A 6,722-nucleotide genomic window follows, 5' to 3' on the forward strand; every position below is an offset into this window, starting at 1 on the left:
CGGCGGAACGAGGCTCGGCCGAGCCGGTAGAGCAAGGTGGCCATGAAGCATCCTTTCGTGATGCCCGGATGATCGGGGAGGAGGGGAAGCACGGTCGAGGACGGGTTCCGAGCCGGAGACGACCGGGCCCGGACCCGCACCGCGGCGGACTCGCGGCCGCGGCACGGCCTCGACGATGGCGGACCGGACCGGGCAGGTTCACGGACCCGGGGGTGGAGACGGGATCTCCACCCCCGGGTCGATGATCTGGTCCCGCGGGCGTGGATAGTCTCGGCGCCGTGTCGTTTCTCACCAGTCCTGCCGTGCGCCGGGGCGCGAGCCTGCTACTGGCGGCCTACCTCCTCTTCACCGCGGTGGACGCGGTGGCGGACGCCGCCGCGCGCCTGGGATGGGCGGGCTTCGCGGCGGCCCTCCCCGCCGCGGCCTTCGCCTGCCTGCCGTGCCTGTGGGTGCTCCTGCGGGGGCACGAGCGCAGGAGCAACGCCGCGCTGCTCGCGCTGTCCGTGCTCGGCGGACTCTGCCTCCACCTGGTCGCCCCCTACGAGGGCATGGAGTTCCTGTACTTCGTGATCTACGCCGCCCCGTTCCGCACCGGGATCCGCTCCGCCGTGGCACTGGTGCTGCTGGACGCGGCCGGTTTCGCCGGCGTCGCCCTCCTGGGCGGGATCCAGGCCCCGGCCGTCATCGCGAACCTGCTGGGTCTGACCTACTCGGCGGTCTTCGTGTTCCTGGTGCGGCAGCTCCTGGTCACCCGCCTCCGGACCGCGGAACTGGTCGAGGCACGGGCGGGTGAGGCCGTACTCGCCGAGCGGACCAGGCTGGCCAGGGAGATCCACGACGTGCTGGCGCACTCGCAGTCCGCGCAGATCCTGCACCTGGAGGGCGCGCGGCTGCTGCTGGAGCGCGGGGGCGACCCGGCGGAGGCGCTGGACCGGGTCAACCGCGCCGTACGGCTCGCCCGGACGGGCCTGGAGGAGACCCGCCGGGCCCTCGACGCGCTGCGCGGACCGGAACTGCCACTGGCCGAACGACTGGAGCGGCTCGCGGTCGAGTTCCGGTCGGTGACCGGCACCGGCTGCGCGGTGTCGGTCACCGGGGACCTGGAGCCGCTGGAGGCGCAGGCGCGGCTGGCCGTGGCGCGGACGGCGCAGGAGGCCCTGACGAACGTGCGCAAGCACGCGCCCGGCGCGTCGGTCTCGGTGGCGCTGCGCCGCCGCGGCGACTGGTGCGAGCTGGAGGTGCGCGACACCGGAGGAGCCCGGGGCGGCTTGTCGCCGGCCGGCGGAGGCTACGGGCTCATGGGCATGCGGGAGCGGGCCGAGCTGATCGGGGGATCACTGAAGACGGGACCCTCCGGCGACGGGTTCGGGGTGCTGCTGCGGATTCCGGTGTCGGCATGACGGGCGGGGTGCGGGTGGTGGTCGCCGACGACCAGACCGTGGTACGGGAAGGACTGGTGCTGCTGCTCGGGCTGCTGCCCGAGGTCCAGGTGGTGGGTGTGGCGGCCGACGGCGAGGAGGCCGTCGGGGTCGCCGGGGAGATCCGGCCGGACGTGGTCCTGATGGACCTGCGCATGCCCCGGATGGACGGGGTGGAGGCCACCCGGAGGATTCGTGCCGCCTACCCGGAGGTCCAGGTCCTCGTCCTGACGACCTACTCCGACGACGAGTCGGTCCTGGCCGCGATCCGTGCCGGAGCCCGCGGTTATCTGACGAAGGACACCGACGCCGAGGGGCTCGCCTTCGCGCTGTCCGCGGTGGCCGAGGGCCGGACCCAGTTCTCCCCGGAGGTGCAGCAGCGGCTGGCGGAGGCCGCGGTGGGCACCCGCCGGGCCCCCCGGCTGCCGGACGGGCTGACCCCGAGGGAGGGCGAGGTGCTGCGGTTGATCGCGGCCGGGCGCTCCAACGCCCAGATCGCGGGCGAGCTGTTCATCTCCGAGGCGACGGTGAAGACCCACATCAATAACCTCTTCGCCAAGGCGGGCCTGCGGGACCGGGCCCAGGCCGTCGCCTACGCCTTCCGGCACGACCTGGGACCCTCGGCGGGATGACCTCCGCCGGTCCCCGGCGGAGCACGGCGACGGCGGACGCCACCGCGACCGGGGACCCTACTTGTGCCGGAAATAAGCTCTCTCAGCGCCCTGCCTGGGATTACTTCCCGAGGGCTACTCTGAGCTGGACTCTCACTGTGGGCTGGTTCTCGTTGTTTGAGGGCGTTTCTCGCGTTCGTGTGCCTTGATGGACATGGAGCCTGAACGACGTCCCGCGATCATGTGCCCCCTCGAAGTACCTCCAGTCGGTTACGAGTAGTCGGCACGCGGTTGAGCGATACCGGGTCCACCGGTGTGCAGTGTCGGTGCGTAACCCTCCACAGGAGCGGGAAGGGCCTCGATGCAGGCTGGCGAGCAGGCGTTGACCAGCAGCGGCAGCACGTCGGTGCCGACACCCAAGGAGATCCAGACCTGGTGGAGCCCGGCCCCGGCGATCGCCCGGTCACAGACGCTGCACGCCCGGATCGCGTCGATGCCCCACATCTTGGGGTCGAGATCGCTGATGTCGAGGTCGTGGGTCGATGCCCTGCTCGGTTGGAGCTGAGGAAACGGCGGTCGGATCTTGACGTTGCCGTACAACGAACGGGTGCTGACCGTGCTGGCCTTCAACTGCCGGCACCGGGTCAGCTCGTAGGGGAACCAGTGCAGGCGATGCGAGGTATAGGGGGTGAACTCCCGCAGGCCGGTCATCGCGCCGATCTCGGGCGGGATCCGCACCAGGTTGCTGCCGTAGAGCACCAAGTGCTTGACCTTGGCGAGCTTGGCAATGGTCGGCGGCAGGGTGATGATCTGGCGTCGCTCGTCCGGGCTGAGCTCGGCCAGTGGCCGGAACTCCTCCCGGCCGTCGGCCGCCGCTTCTTCCACGAGATCGAGCAAGCGGTGCCAGGCGGCAGCGGCCGTGTCCTGACGTTCAGCGTGGAAACGCACCACGCGTGGTCGCCGGCGGATCCTGTGCTGGTCGAAACACCGGCAGATCTCTTTGCTGGTCAAGTACCCGCCTTCGTCCGTCCACGGCACCAGGCCATCGGCCGGTGGCCAGGGGCGTCTCGTCCTCCTGGTCACCCTACTCAGATGTCACAGTAGAGCTCGGACTTCCGCCTGCCCGTTTCCGACCTGCGCCGATCATGTCGATTGGTGTTCTGACCAGGCAATACAGCTCTCAGTATCTTCCATCGACTTCCGGCGTTTCACGGCGTCGGACGGAACCAGAACGGAACTGGGATCGTGCCTCGGACCGCCCGGAAGCAGGCCTCAGGCGGGTGGCTGTTCCTCGGGAAGCGGCGGCCGGACGTGTTTACGCATGGCTTCCTCGCACGCGCCGAATGAGAGGAAGTTGCGGCGCGCCTGGGTCAAGCTCAAGCGACCGTTCGGGCCACCCGGTACGACGTCGGCGTCGGGGTCGTCCTGGCCGTCGTCCTCCCAGAAGCACACCGGACAGATCTCGAATCCGCCCCTCTCGTCCAAGGTCATGTACCCGCAGCATGGACAGCCGTAAGGTCCATCCTCCGGACCTCGAAGCACTGGGTTGTTGCGTAGTTCAGGGTCCACGGCGGCCATCGTAATCACTAAGATCACGAATCCTGGGGCCGTTTCCCGGACCTCTTGGCCCCAGGACGCCGGAGAGGCGTTTCCGCAGCTCAATGGCATTTGGCAAGATATGGAAAGCGTTAGGGGACGTGGTGCTCATTCGGTTGCGCGCATGACGTGTGGCCCCCGTCCGGGATAGGTCAGGATCCGGAGGACCAGTTCCTACGGGGTCGGGGAACCGTCTACGATCATGCGCCGAGCGCCCGCCACCGCCTCCTTCAAGGCCATCCGATCCACATCCTCCACCTCACCGACCAACCGGATGAGGTGATCACCCCGAATCGTCATGTACTCGTGGCGCCCCCCGCCGGTGCGATACCAGCCCACCTCGTCGCGCTCGCAGCTCACCGACGTCTCCAACGGCTCGGTGGCCTTGGCCGGCGCAGCGGGCGTCCTCGACCGTTCCGCTCTCGATGGTCAACTCCGCATGCCGCCCGCCCGGCGCGTTGTAAACGGCCACGAAGCTCCCGTGGATGCCGCCGACGGCCTGCTCATCCAGCTCGTATCCGGCCAGGTCGACCACGTAGATGAGATCCGGTGCCACGCCCTCGCCCAAAGCATGGTCCAGTGCAGTCTGACTGAGCGAAGTCTGTGAACTACAGCCGGTCAACACAGTGAGCCAGAGGACCGCGAGGGGAAGGAGACGACGAATCACAGAACTACTTTGCCCTAAGGCGGAAACGCGCCCGCCACATGGGGCCATACGGCGGAGAGCCGCATCGAGCGGGTCGTCCGCCCCCTGGTCAGAACGAGACCTCTACGAGCACCGACGGCCATGTCCAGCGAAGCGCTGGGCTGGTTGCGGTGATCTGTGTGCCGGGGACGCATCATCCGAGGCCACCCCGCTCAGCGATCCAGCCGCATCTCCTAACGGATTCCCCAAGGTAAACGATCAGCTCTCGAAGATCTTCCGAGGATGCGCCGTCACCTGACCAATCCGCCTGGCCGACCGTGCCCGTCGAGCCATGGACGCCTTCTTCACCGCTGGGCCGTGTGCCCCCGATGTGCCCTAGGCGAGATCAGCACGGGTGTACACCCTGGTCAGAGCGTCACGGCTCTACTTGTGCCGGAAGTAGACGAACAGGCGGCCGTGGTTCTTGGCGTCCTTGTCGATGCGGTGGTACAGCGCCTTGATCTCCTTCTGGTCCAGGAAACGCAGCACCTTCTTCTTGAGCTGGCCCGAACCCTTCCCGGGGATGATCTCGACCTCGGTCGCCCGCTTCCTGATGGCCTCGTCGATGATCCCCCGCAGCGCTTTGTCGATCTCCCCGCCCCTGTTGTAGATGGGGTGCAGATCCAGCTTGAGCTTCAAACGGGCCTCCCGGGCGTCGCGTCCGGCCAGTCTACGCGCGGCGACCCCATGCATCCATCTCTCAGTTGCAAGTCATTCGCAACAAGGTTACTGTCGGGGCGCTCCACCGACCCCTGGAGGGATCCATGAGGCTGGCCCGGCGCCTGGCCGCCCTGTTCGTGACGTCCGGTCTGCTGGCCTGCGCCTGCTCGGCCCCCTCCGCCGGTCCGGCCGCGCCCGCCGACGGCACGTTCGTGATCGGCCTCGGCTCCGAGCTCGACACCCTCAGTCCCGTGATGGGCTACGCCCCCGACGGCGGTTCCCTCATCTACGAGGGACTGATGAGCCGGGAGCCCGATCTGTCCCTCACCCCCGCGGTCGCCGCCGCCCCGCCGACCGTCTCGGCCGACGGCCTGACCGTCTCCTTCACCCTGCGCGACGGATTGAAGTTCCACGACGGCAGGCCGGTGACCGGCGCCGACGTCGAATACACCTACGAGGCCGTGCTGGACGAGGCCAACGACTCCCCGATCCGGGGCGACTACGCCGCGATCGAGAAGGTGGACGCCCCCGACCCGCGGACCGTCGTGTTCACTCTCGCCCACCCCTACGCTCCGCTGGCCCAGCGCGCCACCCTGGGCATCGTGCCCGCCGGCGATCCGCTGACCGGCGACCGGCCCGTCGGCTCGGGACCGTACCGGTTCGTCTCCAGGACGCCCGGAGACAAGATCGTGCTGGAGGCGAACCGGGACTACCGGGCGGGCCCGCCCGCCCTCGCCCGGCTGGTGCTGGCCTTCGCCGAGGACGACAACGTCCGCGCGACGCGGATGTCCGCCGGGGAGTTCGACACCGTGATCCTGCCGCCCAAGGCCGCCGCCCGGTTCGAGGGGCAGCCGGACGTCACGGTGCACAAGGTGCCCAGCGCCGACTACCGGGGCATCATGTTCCCCCTCGGCCGACCCGTCACCGGCGACCGGACGGTCCGCCGCGCGCTCGGCCTGGCCGTCGACCGCCAGGCGATGGTGGACGTCGTCCTCGCCGGGGCGGGCGCCCCCGCCTTCGGTCCCGTCTCCCCCGACACCGCCTGGCACAACCCGGCGGTGACCGGCGCCCCGGCAGGCGACCCCGAGGCCGCACGCCGGCTCCTGCAGGAGGACGGCTGGATCCCCGGCGAGGACGGCGTCCGGGTCAAGGACGGGGTCCGCGCCGCGTTCACGCTGATGTATCCGGCGGGCGACTCCCTGCGCAAGGAGCTGGCGCTGGCCGTGGCCTCCGACGCCAAGGCGGTCGGGGTGGACGTCCGGCTCGCCGGGCTCGACTGGGACGCGATCGAGCCGCGCATGGCCACCGACGCCCTGATCATGGGATACGGCAGCCCGTACGACCCCGACTACGTCAACTACGAGCTGTTCCACAGCTCGTATGCGCGCCGGGGCTTCTTCAACCCGGGCGGCTACGACGACCCCGAGGTGGACAGGCTGCTGGAGACCGGACGCCGGTCCGGGGACCCGGCGGTCCGGCAGCGGGCCTACCGGGACTTCCAGAAGATCGTCCACGACGAGGAGGTCTGGACCTACCTGGTCTTCCTCAAACACGTCTACGTCGTCCGCGGCGCGTACGAGGGCGTACGGCCCGGCGTGGACGCCCACGAGCACGCCACCGGCGGCCTGTTCCGCGACATCCACACCTGGAAGCCGGCCGCATGAGCCCCGCACCGGACACCGGCGGCGTGCTCCCGCGCGGAGACGGCCGGCCGGGCCTCGGGCCCGGGACTCCCGGCACGCCCCCCGGCCC

General features: G+C 69.7%; 6 protein-coding genes. 3 read left to right on the plus strand and 3 right to left on the minus strand.

Annotation, left to right across the window (positions count from 1 at the left end):
• Nucleotides 1-278 precede the first annotated feature (278 nt).
• Complete coding sequence (locus ACWJ6R_RS27115) at nucleotides 279-1,400, plus strand: sensor histidine kinase (protein ID WP_449064946.1); 1,122 nt, start codon at nucleotides 279-281, stop codon at nucleotides 1,398-1,400.
• Nucleotides 1,397-2,050, plus strand: coding sequence for a response regulator (locus ACWJ6R_RS27120; protein ID WP_449064947.1), 654 nt, complete (start codon nucleotides 1,397-1,399; stop codon nucleotides 2,048-2,050). The genes ACWJ6R_RS27115 and ACWJ6R_RS27120 overlap by 4 nt, the downstream gene beginning before the upstream one ends.
• Before the next feature lie 249 nt (nucleotides 2,051-2,299).
• On the opposite strand, the gene ACWJ6R_RS27125 is transcribed toward ACWJ6R_RS27120, so the two are convergent.
• The 3 genes from ACWJ6R_RS27125 to ACWJ6R_RS27135 all read right to left on the minus strand — a co-directional run bounded on the left by ACWJ6R_RS27125 (nucleotide 2,300) and on the right by ACWJ6R_RS27135 (nucleotide 4,949).
• The gene (locus ACWJ6R_RS27125; protein ID WP_449064948.1) at nucleotides 2,300-3,040 is read right to left on the minus strand and encodes a hypothetical protein; all 741 of its coding nucleotides are present in this window, start codon (nucleotides 3,038-3,040) and stop codon (nucleotides 2,300-2,302) included.
• 261 nt (nucleotides 3,041-3,301) lie between these two features.
• Nucleotides 3,302-3,697, minus strand: coding sequence for a CPCC family cysteine-rich protein (locus ACWJ6R_RS27130; RefSeq protein ID WP_449064949.1), 396 nt, complete (start codon nucleotides 3,695-3,697; stop codon nucleotides 3,302-3,304).
• Between the two features lie 997 nt (nucleotides 3,698-4,694).
• On the minus strand, nucleotides 4,695-4,949 hold the full coding sequence (locus ACWJ6R_RS27135; RefSeq protein WP_068894057.1) for a Smr/MutS family protein: 255 nt from the start codon (nucleotides 4,947-4,949) through the stop codon (nucleotides 4,695-4,697).
• A gap of 125 nt (nucleotides 4,950-5,074) precedes the next feature.
• Here ACWJ6R_RS27135 and ACWJ6R_RS27140 point away from each other — a divergent pair, with 125 nt between their 5' ends.
• Nucleotides 5,075-6,634: an ABC transporter substrate-binding protein gene (locus tag ACWJ6R_RS27140; protein WP_449064950.1), complete on the plus strand. Its 1,560-nt coding sequence runs from the start codon at nucleotides 5,075-5,077 to the stop codon at nucleotides 6,632-6,634.
• The last annotated feature ends 88 nt before the right edge of the window (nucleotides 6,635-6,722 follow it).

The organism is Planomonospora algeriensis (assembly GCF_977012225.1).